This window comes from Streptomyces sp. NPDC127117, assembly GCF_042677325.1.
GTDB lineage: Bacteria > Actinomycetota > Actinomycetes > Streptomycetales > Streptomycetaceae > Streptomyces.
This window is the reverse complement of the sequence record NZ_JBHXTM010000010.1, coordinates 171,943-187,479: the sequence shown is the minus strand read 5'-3', so window position 1 is coordinate 187,479 and position 15,537 is coordinate 171,943. Positions and strand designations below refer to the sequence as shown.

The 15,537-nt window shown below is 71.9% G+C and carries 10 protein-coding genes; 2 read left to right on the top strand and 8 right to left on the bottom strand.

The genetic code is table 11. The features are described 5' to 3' along the window. The 7 genes from ACFVH0_RS12280 to ACFVH0_RS12250 form a co-directional block, all read right to left on the bottom strand. Positions 1 to 164: flavodoxin-dependent (E)-4-hydroxy-3-methylbut-2-enyl-diphosphate synthase (locus ACFVH0_RS12280; RefSeq protein ID WP_350985938.1), on the bottom strand; the 164-nt coding region annotated here is incomplete at its 3' end. Between the two features lie 179 nt (positions 165 to 343). Beyond that, on the bottom strand, positions 344 to 1,654 hold the full coding sequence (locus ACFVH0_RS12275) for a M50 family metallopeptidase (protein ID WP_385819477.1): 1,311 nt from the start codon (positions 1,652 to 1,654) through the stop codon (positions 344 to 346). Further along, on the bottom strand, positions 1,651 to 2,904 hold the full coding sequence (gene dxr / locus ACFVH0_RS12270; RefSeq protein WP_385819476.1) for a 1-deoxy-D-xylulose-5-phosphate reductoisomerase: 1,254 nt from the start codon (positions 2,902 to 2,904) through the stop codon (positions 1,651 to 1,653). Before dxr ends, ACFVH0_RS12275 begins: the two co-directional genes overlap by 4 nt. Before the next feature lie 117 nt (positions 2,905 to 3,021). Next, positions 3,022 to 4,968: an acyl-CoA dehydrogenase family protein gene (locus ACFVH0_RS12265; RefSeq protein WP_385819475.1), complete on the bottom strand. Its 1,947-nt coding sequence runs from the start codon at positions 4,966 to 4,968 to the stop codon at positions 3,022 to 3,024. A gap of 317 nt (positions 4,969 to 5,285) precedes the next feature. Continuing rightward, on the bottom strand, positions 5,286 to 6,731 hold the full coding sequence (locus ACFVH0_RS12260) for an aldehyde dehydrogenase family protein (protein WP_385819474.1): 1,446 nt from the start codon (positions 6,729 to 6,731) through the stop codon (positions 5,286 to 5,288). A gap of 150 nt (positions 6,732 to 6,881) precedes the next feature. Beyond that, on the bottom strand, positions 6,882 to 8,459 hold the full coding sequence (locus ACFVH0_RS12255; protein WP_385819473.1) for a PucR family transcriptional regulator: 1,578 nt from the start codon (positions 8,457 to 8,459) through the stop codon (positions 6,882 to 6,884). Positions 8,460 to 8,590: 131 nt separating this feature from the next. Then, positions 8,591 to 11,041: an ATP/GTP-binding protein gene (locus ACFVH0_RS12250; RefSeq protein WP_385819472.1), complete on the bottom strand. Its 2,451-nt coding sequence runs from the start codon at positions 11,039 to 11,041 to the stop codon at positions 8,591 to 8,593. Between the two features lie 279 nt (positions 11,042 to 11,320). Between ACFVH0_RS12250 and gabT the strand changes: the two genes are divergently transcribed. Next, on the top strand, positions 11,321 to 12,661 hold the full coding sequence (gene gabT, locus ACFVH0_RS12245; protein WP_385819471.1) for a 4-aminobutyrate--2-oxoglutarate transaminase: 1,341 nt from the start codon (positions 11,321 to 11,323) through the stop codon (positions 12,659 to 12,661). A gap of 394 nt (positions 12,662 to 13,055) precedes the next feature. Then, positions 13,056 to 13,631: a phosphatase PAP2 family protein gene (locus tag ACFVH0_RS12240; RefSeq protein WP_385819470.1), complete on the top strand. Its 576-nt coding sequence runs from the start codon at positions 13,056 to 13,058 to the stop codon at positions 13,629 to 13,631. Here ACFVH0_RS12240 and ACFVH0_RS12235 read toward each other — a convergent pair. Beyond that, positions 13,616 to 15,442, bottom strand: coding sequence for a chitinase (locus ACFVH0_RS12235; protein ID WP_385819469.1), 1,827 nt, complete (start codon positions 15,440 to 15,442; stop codon positions 13,616 to 13,618). The two genes, ACFVH0_RS12240 and ACFVH0_RS12235, sit on opposite strands and share 16 nt — an antisense overlap. Positions 15,443 to 15,537 lie beyond the last annotated feature (95 nt).

Here is a 15,537-nt window from a genome sequence, read left to right as displayed (position 1 = left end):
TGCAACGTCGCACCGATGTCCGACGTACGCGTCGTGGTCATCGACTGCACCGACACCGGCGCGTCCCCGCCCACCGCAACCGACCCGACCTGGATCTTGCGGCTGACCCTACGGTCGGCGAGCTTGGTCGGAACGGACGGAATTCCGAGAGAAATCGCAGTCATGCGCTGAGCATCCCCAAGGTGTGGATCAAGGTCCCGAGATCGGCGGGCTCCGGCCTTCGAGGTTACGGCACCGGAGGCGGCCCGGAGCACACCGCGTACGGGAGTGCCGCGTACGGCGACGGCCCGGACACACACTGTGTGCCGGGCCGTCACTCGTGGTGCACGAGGTGCTCGGTGGGTCAGGAGATCTTGACCGGATTCACGATGTCGGCGACGAGCACCAGCAGCGTGAAGCAGATGAAGACTCCGGCGACGACATAGGCGACCGGCATCAGCTTGGCCACGTCGAACGGGCCCGGGTCGGGGCGCCGGAAGACCCGGGCCAGATTGCGGCGCAGGGCCTCCCAGAGCGCTCCGGCGATGTGCCCGCCGTCGAGCGGCAGCAGCGGGAGCATGTTGAAGAGGAACAGCGACAGGTTGAAGCCGGCCAGCAGGAACAGCATCATCGCGATCTGGTTCTGCGCCGGTACGTCCAGCGTCATCACCTCGCCGCCGATCCTGGCCGCGCCGACCACACCGACCGGGGAGTCCGCCGCCCGTTCGCCGTCACCGAAGGCCGCGTCCCACAGGCCCGGGATCTTGGACGGGAGGGCGATGATCGAGTCGACTCCGTTCTCGATCATGTCTCCCATGCGGACGACCGAGTCACCGAAGGAGAGCGGGACGATCTCGGTCTGCGCAGCGAAGCCGAGATAGCCGGCCTCGACGTACTCGCCTGCGATCACCTCGCCCTTGGAGTCCTTCTTCGCGACCAGGTTCTTCTCCAGCACCGCGTGCAGGGTCTTCTCCTGGCCGTCGCGCCGGACCGTGATGGTGGCGGGGCCTGTGGTGTCGCGGATCCTGTCGGAGAGCGTGGCCCAGTCGTCGACCTTCTGGCCGTCGAAGGCGACGATCGTGTCGCCCTTCTTGAGTCCCGCCGCCAGTGCGGGCGAGACGGGGTCGGACTTCTTGCACTTGTCGCGGTTCTCGCTCTGGTCGATCACGCACTTCTGGACGCCGGCCACCTCGGTGGTCTGGGTCTGGAAGCCGAAGGTCATCGCCACGCCCAGGAAGATCGCGACGGCGAGGACCAGGTTCATGAACGGTCCGGCGAACATCACGATGACGCGCTTCCAGGGCTTGCGCGTGTAGAAGAGGCGCTTCTCGTCGCCCGGTTCGAGCTCCTCGAAGGCGGCGGACCTGGCGTCCTCGATCATGCCGCGCCAGGGCGAGGTGGACCGCGCCTCCAGGCGCCCGTCCGGGCCGGGCGGGAACATGCCGATCATGCGGATGTAGCCGCCGGCCGGGATGGCCTTGATCCCGTACTCGGTGTCGCCCTTCTTCCGGGACCAGACCGTCGGCCCGAAGCCGACCATGTACTGGGGGACGCGAATGCCGAAGAGCTTCGCGGTCGACAGGTGCCCCAGCTCGTGCCAGGCGATCGAGAACAGCAGACCGATGGCGAAGACGACGATGCCCAGAATCGTCAGCAGGACCGTCGTAATACTCATGCGCGCGCCTCCGCTGTCGCTTTCGCCGAGAGTTCACGGGCCCGGGCGCGTGCCCAGGTCTCCGCTTCCAGGACGTCTGCGACCGTGAGCGAAGTTCCCGTGGCGGGGGTGCCGTGTTCGGCCACCACCGCCGTGACCGTATCCATGATTCCGTTGAACGGCAGCCGTCCTGCGAGGAATGCGTCGACACACTCCTCGTTGGCGGCGTTGAAGACGGCCGGTGCGGTGGCGCCGAGGGTACCGACGTGCCTGGCCAGACCCACGGACGGGAAGGCCTCCTCGTCGAGCGGGAAGAACTCCCAGGTGGACGCCTTCGACCAGTCGAAGGCGGGCGCGGCGTCCGGTACGCGCCGGGGCCAGCCGAGGCCGATGGCGATCGGGCCGCACATGTCCGGGGGCGTGGCCTGGGCGAGGGTGGAGCCGTCGGTGAACTCCACCATGGAGTGGACGTACGACTGGGGGTGGACCACGACCTCGATCCGGCCGAACGGGATGTCGTAGAGGAGATGCGCCTCGATGACCTCCAGTCCCTTGTTGACCAGGGTGGCGGAGTTGATCGTGATGACCGGGCCCATGGCCCAGGTCGGGTGGGCGAGGGCCTGCTCGCGCGTGACGCCCGCCAGTTCGCTCCTGGTCCGCCCGCGGAAGGGGCCGCCGGAGGCGGTGACGACGAGCTTGCGTACGTCGGCGCGGGTGCCGGCGCCCAGTGCCTGGAAGAGCGCGGCGTGCTCGGAGTCGACCGGGATGATCTGGCCGGGCTTCGCCAGCGCCTTGACCAGCGGGCCGCCGACGATCAGCGACTCCTTGTTGGCCAGGGCAAGCGTGCGGCCCGCTTCGAGCGCGGCGAGGGTGGGGGCGAGTCCGATCGAGCCGGTGATTCCGTTGAGCACGGTGTGGCAGTCGCTCGCCGCCAGCTGCGTGGCCGCGTCGGGCCCTGCCAGGATCTCGGGGAGCGGCTCGCCCGTCCCGTACTGCTCCCGCAGCGCCTCGCGGAGGGCCGGTACGGCGTCCGGTGCGGCGACGGCGACGGTACGCACCCGCAGTTGACGCGCCTGCTCGGCGAGGAGGGCGACCCGTCCGCCCGCGGCGGAGAGCCCGGTGACCCGGAAGAGGTCGGGGTTGCGCAGCACCAGGTCGATGGCCTGGGTGCCGATGGATCCGGTCGAGCCGAGGATGACGAGATCCCGGCGGCCTTCCGCGGCGTCGAAGACGAGGTGCGGGTCGGCGAGGGGGGCAGGGCTGTCGCTCATGCCCCCCATTGTTGCCGCATCGTCTGTGTGTGTGGACAGTGCGTCCCGTACACCGGGGCATTCCGGCCGCACGGGGCACGTCGGCGGATGGACGTGCCCCGACCGGCGGCGGGTGGTTCAGCGGACGGTCCGGTGGACGTTCTCCCTGGTGGACGGACCCGGGGTGGCGTCGGCGATCCAGGGGCCTTCGCCGCTCGGGTCGATGACGCCTTCTTCCAGCCAGGTGTACGCGCCGGACAGGACGCCGTCGACCAGGCGCCGGTCCAGGTCGTCGGTGTTGGACCACAGGCGGGTGAAGAGTTCCTCGACGCGGACCCGGGACTGGTGGCAGAACACGTCGGCGAGCCGGTAGGCCTCGCGTCCGTGGTCGTCCGAGGAGCGCAGCAGTTCGGCGCGGACGCAGGCGGCGCTCATCGCGAAGAGTTCGGCGCCGATGTCGACGATCCGGCCGAGGAAGCCCTGTTTGGTCTCCATCCGGCCCTGCCAGCGCGACATGGCGTAGAAGGTGGAGCGGGCCAGTCTGCGCGAGGCGCGTTCCACGTAGCGCAGGTGGGCGGACAGGTCGGGATGGCCGGGCGGGTTGAACTCCCTGTACGTGCGCGGCAGTTGTCCCGGTCCCGCGACGAGTCTGGGCAGCCAGCGGGCGTAGAACCCGGCCGCGTTCGCGCCTGCCTTCGCCTTGGCGGAGAGGGGTTTTTCGGGGTCGATGATGTCCCCGGCGACCTTCAGATGGGCGTCGACGGCCTCGCGGGCGATCAGCAGGTGCATGATCTCGGTGGAGCCCTCGAAGATCCGGTTGATCCGCAGGTCGCGCAGGAGCTGTTCGGCGGGTACGGCCCGCTCGCCTCGGGCGGCGAGGGAGTCGGCGGTCTCGAAGCCGCGTCCGCCCCGGATCTGGACGAGTTCGTCGGCCATCAGACAGCCCATCTCGGAGCCGTACAGCTTGGCCAGGGCCGCTTCGATGCGGATGTCGTTGCGGTTCTCGTCCGCCATCTGGGAGGCGAGGTCGACCACCGCTTCCAGGGCGAAGGTGGTCGCGGCGATGAAGGAGATCTTGGCCCCGACGGCCTCGTGCCGGGCGACCGGCCTGCCCCACTGCTCACGGACACCGGACCATTCACGGGCGATCTTCAGGCACCACTTCCCGGCGCCGACGCACATGGCGGGCAGCGAGAGCCGTCCCGTGTTGAGCGTGGTGAGGGCGATCTTGAGGCCGGCGCCCTCGGGGCCGATGCGGTTGGCGGCCGGGACCTTGACCCGGTGGAAGCGGGTGACGCCGTTCTCCAGGCCGCGCAGGCCCATGAAGGCGTTGCGGTTCTCGACGGTGATGCCCGGGGAGTCCGCCTCGACGACGAAGGCCGTGATGCCGCCCTTGTGGCCTTCCGACTTCGGTACCCGGGCCATCACGACGAGCAGGTCGGCGACGACACCGTTGGTCGTCCAGAGCTTCACCCCGTCGAGGATGTAGTCCGGCCCGTCCGGGACGGCCGAGGTGGCGAGCCGGGCCGGGTCGGAGCCGACGTCCGGTTCGGTGAGGAGGAACGCCGAGATGTCGGTACGGGCCAGCCTGGGCAGGAAGGTGTCCTTCTGCTCCTGGCTGCCGAAGATCTTCAGCGGCTGGGGCACACCGATGGACTGGTGGGCGGAGAGGAGCGCGCCGAGGGCCGGGCTCACGGAGCCGACCAGGGCGAGGGCCTTGTTGTAGTAGACCTGGGTGAGGCCGAGGCCGCCGTACTTCGGGTCGATCTTCATCCCGAGCGCGCCGAGCTCCTTGAGGCCGCTGATCACCTCGTCGGGGATTCTCGCCTCGCGCTCGATCAGGGCGCCGTCGATCCTCGTCTCGCAGAACTCGCGCAGCCGGGAGAGGAACGCCTCGCCGCGCCGGACGTCGTCGGCGGGCGGCAGCGGATGCGGATGGATCAGGTCCAGCCGGAAGCGCCCGAGGAAGAGTTCCTTGGCGAAGCTGGGCTTGTGCCAGTCCTGTTCGCGTGCGGCCTCGGCCACTTGGCGCGCTTCGCGCTCGGTGACACGGGGCGTGTTCTTCGGTGCGGATGGTGCGGACATGAGGAGCTCACCTCGCCGCTCAGGGGTGGGCGGACGCGGCCGGTCCGCGTGGCTGCGCCCGCACGGGCGCCCAGCGGTACCAACCGGCTCTACTCGTCCGTATGTACCCGATTCCCGGCACACCCACCAACCCCCGGACGCCGATCGGGTCGGGGGCCACTCCACTGACCGGCCCGCGGTGGCGGACTCGGCGGAAACATGGAGATGGCCTGAACCCCCGCACAGTGGGTTCAGGCCATCCCGCTGTCGCCTGCTGTCGTGCTGTCCAGGCGGAACACAGGCGACGTCGGTGGATCGGTCTCGATCCGGTTCGCGGACTACAGGGCGAGGCCGGTGAGGACCAGCACGCGCTCGTAGGTGTAGTCGTCCATGGCGTAGCGGACGCCCTCGCGGCCGACGCCGGACTCCTTGGCGCCGCCGTACGGCATCTGGTCCGCGCGGTAGGAGGGGACGTCACCGATGATCACGCCGCCGACCTCAAGGGCGCGGTGGGCGCGGAAGGCGGTCTGCAGGTCGTGCGTGAACACGCCTGCCTGCAGGCCGTACTTGGAGGAGTTGACGGCCTCGAACGCCTCGGCCTCGCCGTCCACCTTCTGCACGGACAGCACCGGTCCGAAGACCTCCTCGCAGGAGAGGGTGACGTTGTCCGGGAGCTCGGCGAGCACGGTCGGCGCGTAGGTGGCGCCGTCGCGCTTGCCGCCGGTGAGCAGCTGGGCACCGGCCCCGACGGCCTCGTCGACCCAGGACTCGACGCGCTTGGCGGCGTCCTCGCTGACCAGCGGGCCGACGTCGGTGGCGGCGTCCGACGGGTCGCCGGTGACCTGGGCCTCGACGGCCGCGACGATCTTCGGGAGCAGCCGGTCGTAGACCGAGGCGTCCGCGATGACGCGCTGCACCGAGATGCAGGACTGGCCGCCCTGGTAGTTGGAGAAGGTCGCGATCCGGGTCGCGGCCCAGTCCAGGTCCTGGTCCGAGGCGTAGTCGCCGAGGACGACCGCCGCGCCGTTGCCGCCGAGCTCCAGGGTGCAGTGCTTGCGGGGCACCGACTCCAGGATCGAGTAGCCGACCGGGCCGGACCCGGTGAAGGAGATGACCGGCAGGCGCTCGTCCTGGACCAGGGCAGGCATGCGGTCGTTGGGGACGGTCAGCACGGACCACGAACCGGCCGGGAGGTCGGTCTCGGCCAGCAGCTCGCCGAGGATCAGCGAGGAGATCGGCGTGGCCGGGGCGGGCTTCAGGATGATCGGCGCGCCGACGGCGATGGCCGGGGCCACCTTGTGGGCGCTCAGGTTCAGCGGGAAGTTGAACGGCGCGATGCCGAGGACCGTGCCGCGCGGGAAGCGGCGGGTCAGGCCGAGCCGGCCGGTGCCGCCGGCGTCGGTGTCCAGGCGCTGGGCGTCGCCGCCGTTGAAGCGGCGGGCCTCCTCCGAGGCGAACCGGAACACGGAGACGGCGCGGCCGACCTCGCCGCGGGCCCACTTGATGGGCTTGCCGTTCTCGGCGGAGATCAGCTGGGCGATCTCCTCGGTGCGCTCCACCAGACGCCGTACGACGTGGTCGAGTGCGGCGGCCCGGACGTGGGCCGGGGTCGCGGCGAACTCCTCGCGCACGGCGTGCGCGGCCGCGACGGCGTCCTCGATCTGGGCGTCGGTCGGCACGCTGACGGTGCCGACGAGACGGCCGTCCCAGGGGTTGGTGACGTCGAAGCTGTCCTCGCCGGTGGCCTGGCGGCCGGCGAGCCAGAAGGCGTGGGTGGAGGTCATGGAGGTTCCGGCCCTTCGGAGCGGTGGGGGTTTCCTGCCCCCACCGTAGGGCCGCACGGCCGTCCTGGCGTTTGTCCGGGGTGGAGCAGTGCGCGGCGGGGACGCTCCGGTTTGTCGGATGCGGCCGGAACACATGGTTCCGGTGCGAGGTCACGCCTCCGGTGCCGACGGGGTGCTGGTCGCCTTCAGCGCCAGCCACAGCTCCATCCGGACATCCGGGTCGTCCAGCGAACGGCCCAGGATCTCCTCGACCCGGCGCATCCGGTAGCGCAGGGTGTGGCGGTGCACCCCCAGGTCCGCGGCGGCCGCGTCCCACTGGCCGTGGTGGGCGAGCCAGGCGCGCAGCGAGGCGACGAGGTCGCCGCGGCCCTTGGCGTCGTGCTCGTGCAGGGCGCGGAGCATTCCGTCGGCGAAGGCCCGTACCGCGTCGTCGGCGAGCAGCGGGAGCACCGAGCCGGCCGCCAGCTCCTCGTGCTCGACCAGTGCCCTGCCCCGGCGGCGGGCCACCGACAGGGCCTGCTCGGCCTGCTTGTACGCGGCGGAGACGGCGATCGGGCCGGCCGGTGCGGAGAGGCCCACGGTCACCTGGTCCTCCTCCGGCTTGGCCCCTTCGGCGGGCACCCGCGCCTCCTGGGCCTCCGCGTACGCCGTGCAGGCGGCGACCGCGGCGCCGCCGTCCGCCGCCAGGACGACGAGCCGGTCGCCCTCGGGAACGGTCAGCAGGGTCTCGCCGGTCCGCAGCGCCGCCGCCTCCATCGCCTCGCCGAGCGACGCCGGGGCGGCCGGGTCGGTCCCCTCCGCGATGAGCAGCCGGAACGGGGCGTCGAGCAGCCCCCCGTACAGGTCCCCGGCGACGGCCCGGGCGTGGTCCGGCTGGCCGGCGAGCAGCATTCGCAGCACCGCCGCGCCGAGGCGCTGTTCGGCGCCCTGGAGGGACCGGGAGCGGGCGGTTATCAGGGTCAGCAGGGCGACGGCCGAGTGCACGGCGTACCGGTCGGCGGTGCCGAGCGCCGCTCCGGTGCCGACGGCCAGCGCTCCCCTGCCCAGGCGGCCGGTGCCCAGGGACTGGAGTTCGACCCGGTCGTCGGTGTCGCCGACGACGATGCTGGCGGGGGCCGGGCGGTCCCGCAGCCGTTCCACGTCGGGGGTGAGCCGGGCGGCGCGGCGGGCGGCCCATTCGGGGGCGGCGGCGACGACCTGGCCGGCCGCGTCGTACAGCGCGGCCCAGCCGTCGAGGTGTGCGGCGAGCCGGGTGAGGAGTTCGCCGGGTCCGTCGCCCGCGAGGGCGGCCCTGGTCAGTTCCCGCTGCACCTCGAACCCGGCGGTCACGGCCCGGTACTGTTCCTCGGCGATCGCCGAGGAGACGGCCTTGGCGATGGCGATGAAGGGGGTGCGGCGGGGCACTTCGAGGAGCGGCAGCCCCGCTTCCTCGGCCGCGTCGATCAGTGCCTGCGGCAGTTCGTCGTAGTTGACGCCGACGGCGAAGCCCAGGCCGACGACCCCTGCCCCGGACAGCCGCCGCACGTAGCGCCGCATCGCCTCGGGGTTCTCGGCGTCGAGGTTGGTGGCGGTGACGAGCAGGAACTCGCCGCCCTCCATGTACGGAACAGGGTCGGTCAGCTCGCTGGCGTGCGCCCAGCGCACGGGGGCGTCGAGCCGGTCCGCTCCCGCACGCACGGTGAGTTTGAGCGCCGAATGCTGGACGAGCGAGGCGAGAGTGAGGGGCATGGGGACCGCTGGACCTCGGGGAGTCGATTTTCGCCGTCCCGTATGAACGGCTCCTGCCAATTCTGCCAGAGCGGCAGGGTCCGGCATGACCGCGACCAGCGGCCCGGGGTGCGGGGCGCACCCCGGGCCGCTCAGCGGTTCAGGTCCACCAGCAGCGGGGGCACGTGCGCGCCGTCGACCGTCGTCACGGAGAGCACCGCGTGGCCCGCGGGCAGCTCGTACGCCAGCGCGGAGGCGGACCAGCGTTCGCGCTCCACCTGCCGCACGGTGACCGCGTCCACGGTGACCGCCTTGCCGGTGGCGAGCTTGCGCAGCGCGTGCATGGCGCGGGTGAACGGCTGGTCGGCGAAGACGCCGTGCTGGGCCACCTCGCGGACGGAGACCCATTCCTTGCCCCAGGCCTCCGAGAACCGCTTCCCGTCCCAGGTGGTGGCGCCCGAGAGGATCATGCCGCAGCCCACCGCGCCCAGCAGGGCCGAGTGCAGCCCCTCGGGAACGTCGTCGAGGGTCCGCAGCGCCAGTACGGCACCGGCGTTCACCGACCGGAGCCGCCGCAGTCCCTGGACGGTCTCGGCGGTGACCGTGTGCGTCGCGTCGTCCAGCACCAGGCAGGTGAAGACCGACCGGTCGGGGCGGGCCGCGGCGATCGCGTTGAACTGTGTGAGGACGAGCCGGGCCAGCACCCGGGAGGCCCCGGCGTGGGCACGTTCCGGGAGGTCGATCCGGACCCTGAGCGGGTGCTGTCCCAGGGAGCGGAGCGAGAAGGGCCGGGCCTCCTCCCCGGTGGCGAAGAACCCGGCGAACGCGGGCCGGTCCAGGAGTGCGACGCGGTCGGCCAGCACCGCCGCGGGGTCTCCCGCGCCGCCGGTCTGCCGGGTCCGGGCGTCCAGCTCGCGGAGCATGGCCGAGTGGCCGCCGTCCGCCAGGGCGCGTCGCAGCTCGCCGACGGCGGACTCGTCCCCGGCGAGCAGTTCCCGCAGCTCCGGCACCGCCGGGAAGCAGCCGTGGACGGCCCGGTAGGGGCCGAGCAGCTGCCCGAGGGCCAGGGCCGCGCGCCGTCCGTCCAGGCCGGGCACGTCCCCGGCGAGCCCTTCCGCGAGGGTGGCGGCGGCCTCGTCCGGGTCGGTCGACCCCCCGTACAGATCGAAGTCGTGGACGGAAGAGGGGTCGCCGATCTTCACCACGACGTCGTACGCGTCGTCGGGGCCGAGGGCCGCCCCCGCGGCGCCCACCGCGAGCACCGCCGCCCTGCCGGTCAGGGCCTGGAGGGCCAGCGTCTCGACGACCGGCCGCACCAGCCGCGCCGTCTTGCCCGCGCCGGGCGGCCCGACCGCCAGCAGGGAGGTGCCGAGGAGGGCGGGGTCCAGGGCCATGCCCGAACCCCTGCGGGCGTACGGGTTGCGTTCGTCGTCCGCGCAGTCACCGATCCGGACCTGGCCGGCCAGCAGATCGTGCCGGGCGGTCCGCAGCGGAAGGTCCCGGCTGCCCGACGGGTGCAGGAAGGCGTCGGCCCCCTGGCGCACGACCGCCTCGTCGAAGGACGCCGGGCCGTCGTGACGGGTCCGCGCCCGCTCCCAGGCATGGGTCAGGCGCACGCAGTCCACGTCGTTCAGGCGCCCGGCCCGGACGGCGGCGGTGAGCACGTCCGCCGCCTCCACGCGTCCTGCGGCGCGAAGCTGCGGCCAGTTCGCCGCGTCCGTCCCGGTCTCCGGGGCTGTGGCGGGAGACGGGGCCGGCTCCTCCCCCGGGGACGTGGCGGCCCGGCCGGCCGCGCGCTCCCGCAGGGCGGTGCGCCACTGCCCGATCCGGGCGAACGGCCACACGACCCCGGCGATGACCAGCGCGTACGCCCCGTAGGCGACCGCGGCCGCCAGGTACTCGTTGCCGCCGCCCTGCAGCCAGCTCTGCGGGATCAGGTACAGCACGACGTCGAGCAGTGGCACCTTGCCGCTCCAGACCAGCCACAGCGCGAGCAGGGCCCCGAAGCCCGAGAGCGTCAGCCGGGCACGCTCCGGGCGGGGGCCCGCCCAGTAATGGAAGAGCCCGGCCCAGTGTCCGACGCGGGCGGCCCACAGCCCCGCGATCAGCACCAGCAGCTGGCTGTAGAGCGTCTCGATGCTGTACGCGGCGGCCGGGACGGACCCGGCCCGCAGGGTGTCGAAGAACCACCAGCTGCCCGGTGTGACCGCCTCCAGGGGCACCTTCACGTACGGGATCCGGAAGTCCGCCAGCAGCGCCCAGATCACCAGCCAGAGCACCAGGGCGATCAGCGGCCCGAGCAGGGAGGGTCGCGGCGGCCGCTCGGCGGGGCGCGGCACGTGTCCGTACCGCCAGACGCCGGGCTCGGCGGCGGGGCGGAGAGTGTTCAGCCATTGCGCGGTCGACGGCCCGGTCCCGGGGAGCCCGGCGGGCACCGGCGGAGAGGCGGGCGGCCCGCTCCGGGGAGCGCCGATGGGCATCGGCGGGGTGGCGGGGGGCGGTCCGGCCGGGCGCGGAACCGGGCTGCGGGGCACATCGGGCCGGCCGCCCTCCCGTTCGGTGCCGCTCGTGCCCCGCGCACCGCGCGCGTCGTCGCTCTTCATGAACCGTTGCCCCCTGACCGGCCGGGTCCGTCCGTCTGCCCCGGTCAATCTAGTGCCCCTCCCGGCGATGTCCGCCCCGTCGCATCGCCCAGCACGCAGGGCGAGTTCGGCGGGGCACCGCCACCGGACGGCGCGGCTCCCCCGGCTGCCCCGTCCCCTCGCTATGTCCGTGGCGGACAACGGCGCGCGAACACCACTCCCGAACGGAACATGCCGTACCCCCGGCCTCGCCCATAGCCTGGCCGGGAAGCGTCCGAAACATCCCCCCAGGAGCCCCTCATGACCGAAATCCCGCAGGAGCGCCGCGTCGTCACTGCCATTCCCGGCCCGAAGTCGGTGGAGCTGCAGGCCCGCCGTCTGGAGACGGTTGCCGCAGGTGTGGGCTCCACCCTGCCGGTGTTCACCGCCCGCGCCGGTGGCGGGATCATCGAGGACGTGGACGGCAACCGTCTGATCGACCTCGGCTCCGGTATCGCCGTGACGTCGGTCGGCGCCTCCGCCGAGGCCGTGGTGCGCCGCGCGTCCGCGCAGCTCGCCGACTTCACCCACACCTGTTTCATGGTCACGCCGTACGAGGGGTACGTCGAGGTCTGCGAGCAGCTCGCCGAGCTGACGCCGGGCGACCACGCCAAGAAGTCCGCGCTGTTCAACTCGGGCGCCGAGGCCGTCGAGAACGCGGTGAAGATCGCCCGCATCCACACCAAGCGCACCGCGGTCGTCGTCTTCGACCACGGCTACCACGGCCGCACCAACCTCACGATGGCGCTGACCGCCAAGAACATGCCGTACAAGCAGGGCTTCGGCCCGTTCGCGCCCGAGGTCTACCGGGTGCCGGTGGCGTACGGCTACCGCTGGCCGACCGGTGCCGAGAACGCCGGTGCCGAGGCGTCCGCCCAGGCCATCGACCAGATCAACAAGCAGATCGGCGCGGAGAACGTCGCCGCGATCATCATCGAGCCGGTGCTCGGTGAGGGCGGCTTCATCGAGCCGGCCAAGGGCTTCCTCCCGGCGATCGCCCAGTTCGCCAAGGACAACGGCATCGTCTTCGTCGCCGACGAGATCCAGTCCGGCTTCTGCCGCACCGGCCAGTGGTTCGCGTGCGAGGACGAGGGCATCGTCCCGGACCTGATCACCACCGCCAAGGGCATCGCGGGCGGTCTGCCGCTCTCCGCCGTGACCGGCCGCGCCGAGATCATGGACTCCGCCCACTCCGGCGGCCTCGGCGGCACCTACGGCGGCAACCCGGTCGCCTGCGCGGGTGCGCTCGGCGCCATCGAGACGATGCGCGAGCTGGACCTGAACGGGAAGGCCAAGCGCATCGAGGAGGTCATGAAGGGCCGCCTCGCCGAGATGCAGTCGAAGCTCGACAACGGCGACATCATCGGTGACATCCGCGGCCGCGGCGCGATGATCGCGATCGAGCTGGTGAAGTCCGGTACGAAGGACCCGAACCCGCAGGCCGCCGCGGCCCTCGCCAAGGCCTGCCACGCGGAGGGCGTGCTCGTCCTCACCTGCGGCACCTACGGCAACGTCCTGCGCTTCCTCCCGCCGCTGGTGATCGGCGAGGACCTGCTGAACGAGGCGCTCGACGTAATCGAGCAGGCTTTCGGCCGGATCTGACCTGTGCGAACCCCGGCGGCCTCGAAACGCGTTCTCGCAGGGGTTACGAGGGGCCCGCGTGAGGGCCTGTGAAGAACGTGTGCGGGGCCGATGGCGGGATCTGTTTCCCGCTGTCGGTCCCCCATCGACTGCCGTACGGTTTCTGCAGATGAGAGAAACACCCCGCCCGCAGGGGACTGCGGGCGATGCCGGGCCGGAGCTTCCCCAGCGCCGTCCTGGCCGTGCCTTCGCGCACACCGCTGGAGCCTCCGGCTCCGGAACTCCTCACCGATCGGATGGCCGCTCGCCCCAGACCCCCCGGGGCGTGCGGCAAACCGGTCCGACCGGCCGCCCCGGAACCACCCCCCCTGTTCCCGGGCGGCCGGCTCATTTCCTTTTCACGGCCCTGTCGGCCGTGTCCCTCCTGGTGCTCTTCGCGCTCACGACCTGGCAGGTCGCGGCCGGCGGTCCACTGCGCGGACTGGACGAGCGGACCGGCCGGGCCGTCGTCGGCCACGGGCCCGCCGGGCCGGCCGAATTCCTCGCCGATCTCGGCAATACGCAGATCGCGCTCCCGGTACTGGGCTGCGCGATCGTGTGGGCCTTGCTGCGCGGCGCGCGCCGTGCCCCGCTGTACGCGGCGCTCGCCATGGGCGCGGTGCCCCTGCTGGTCGCTCCGCTCAAGGCGTGGATCGCCCGTCCGGGACCGCTGACGGAGGCCACCGGCTACTTCCCGTCCGGCCATGCCGCGACGGCCATGGTGGCGTACGGGGCGGCGGCGCTGCTGGTGACGCCGTACCTGAGGCGGTCGTGGTCGTGGATGATGCCCGTCGCCGCTGTCCTGCTGACCACGGCGACGGGCATCGGTCTGGTGCTGCGCGGCTATCACTGGCCGCTGGATGTGCTGGGCAGCTGGTTCCTGTGCGGGGCGGTGCTGCTGCTGCCGCTGGGTCTCGGCTGCCCAAGCGGGCGGTCTCAGCCGCCGAAGTAGGCGTCGAAGTTCTTGGAGAACTCGCCGTTGTTGAAGCGGTCCCAGTTGATCGACCAGGTCATCAGCCCGCGCAGCGCGGGCCACGTCCCGTGGGTGGTGTACGAGCCGCAGTCGGTCTTCTTCGTCAAGCAGTTCAGCGCCTTGGTGACCTCGGCGGGCGAGGTGTGGCCGTTGCCCGCCTGGGTGGAGGCCGGCAGGCCGATGGCGACCTGGTCGGGGCGGAGCGCCGGGAAGACCTTGGCCTGGTCGCCCGCCACCGGGAAGCCGGTGAGCAGCATGTCGGTCATGGCGATGTGGAAGTCGGCGCCGCCCATCGAGTGGTACTGGTTGTCCAGGCCCATGATCGAGCCCGAGTTGTAGTCCTGGACGTGCAGCAGGGTCAGGTCGTCGCGCAGCGCGTGGATGACCGGGAGGTAGGCGCCCGCCCGGGGGTCCTGGCCGCCCCAGGGGCCCGAGCCGTAGAACTGGTAGCCGAGCTGGACGAAGAAGGTCTCGGTGGCCATGGTCAGGACGAACTTGTCGCCGTACTTGGCCTTGAGGGACTTCACCGCGGAGATCAGGTTGACGACGACCGGGGTGGTGGGGTTGCGGAAGTCGGTGTCCCCGGTGTTCAGCGAGAGCGAGTGGCCCTCGAAGTCGATGTCGAGGCCGTCCAGACCGTACTCGTCGATGATCTTGCCGACCGAGGAGACGAACATGTCCCGGGCTGCGGTGGTGGCGAGCTGGACCTGGCCGTTCTGGCCGCCGATGGAGATGAGCACCTTCTTGCCCGCGGCCTGCTTGGCCTTGATGGCCGCCTTGAACTCGGCGGGCGATTCGACGTTCGGGCATTCGGCGACCGGGCAGAGCGAGAAGCGGATGTCGCCGGAGGTGACCGAGGTCGGTTCGCCGAAGGCCAGGTCGATGACGTCCCAGGAGTCGGGCACGTCCGCCATCCGGGTGTAGCCGGAGCCGTTGGCGAAGCTGGAGTGCAGATAGCCGACGAGCGCGTGGGCGGGCAGGCCGCCTCCCTCGCTGCCGCCGCCGCCCGCCTTGGTGGTGGCCGAGACGGTGGCGGACCTGGCGGACTCCCCGGCGGAGTTGGTCGCTGCGACCTGGAAGCTGTACGCGGTCGACGCGGTCAGGCCGGACACGGTGGCGGCGGTCCCGGTCACCGAGAGGACCTTGGTGCCGCCCCGGTAGACGTTGTAGCCGGTGGCCCCGGAGGAACCGGTCCAGGAGAGGTCGACGGAGGAGGCGGTGACCGTGCCGGCCTTGAGTCCGGTGGGGGCGGCCGGGAGCTCCACCGGGGCGCCGCCCGGACCGACGAGGGTGAGGTCGTCGGCGTAGTAGGCGGGGGTGCCGAACCAGCCGTGGGTGTAGACGGTGACCTTGGTGGTGGAGGGGCCGGTCCTGAAGGTCGTGGTGAGCTGCTTCCAGTCGGCCGACGACTGGGTCCAGGCGGACACGTCGGTGGTGCCGGTGCCCTCCGCGCCGAGGTAGACGTAGGAGCCCTGCACCCAGGCGCTCAGCGTGTAGGTGGAGTCCGGCTGGACCGCCACCTGCTGGGAGCACTTGGCGTTGTCGGCGCCGGCCGGGGTGGCCTTCAGAGCCGAAGTTCCGCTGTGGGCCGGGGTGCTGACGGCTGATCCGCTGTTGCCGGTACAGCTCCAGCCGTCCAGGCCGGACTCGAAGCCGCCGTTGCGCGCCAGGTCGGTGTCGGCAGCGGCGGCGGACGGTGCGAGAGCGGTCAGACCGCCGGCGGCGAGCAGGGCCGCCGCGAAGGCGGCCACGACTCCGGTGAAGCGGGCGGGGGGTCCTGTGCGTTCCACAACGGCCTCCGTGCATGGGGGAATTGAGTGCGGCCGCCACAACATGGTCCAGACCAATCGGGTTGTCAAGACCTCTGCCAGTCCCGGCCCGCCCG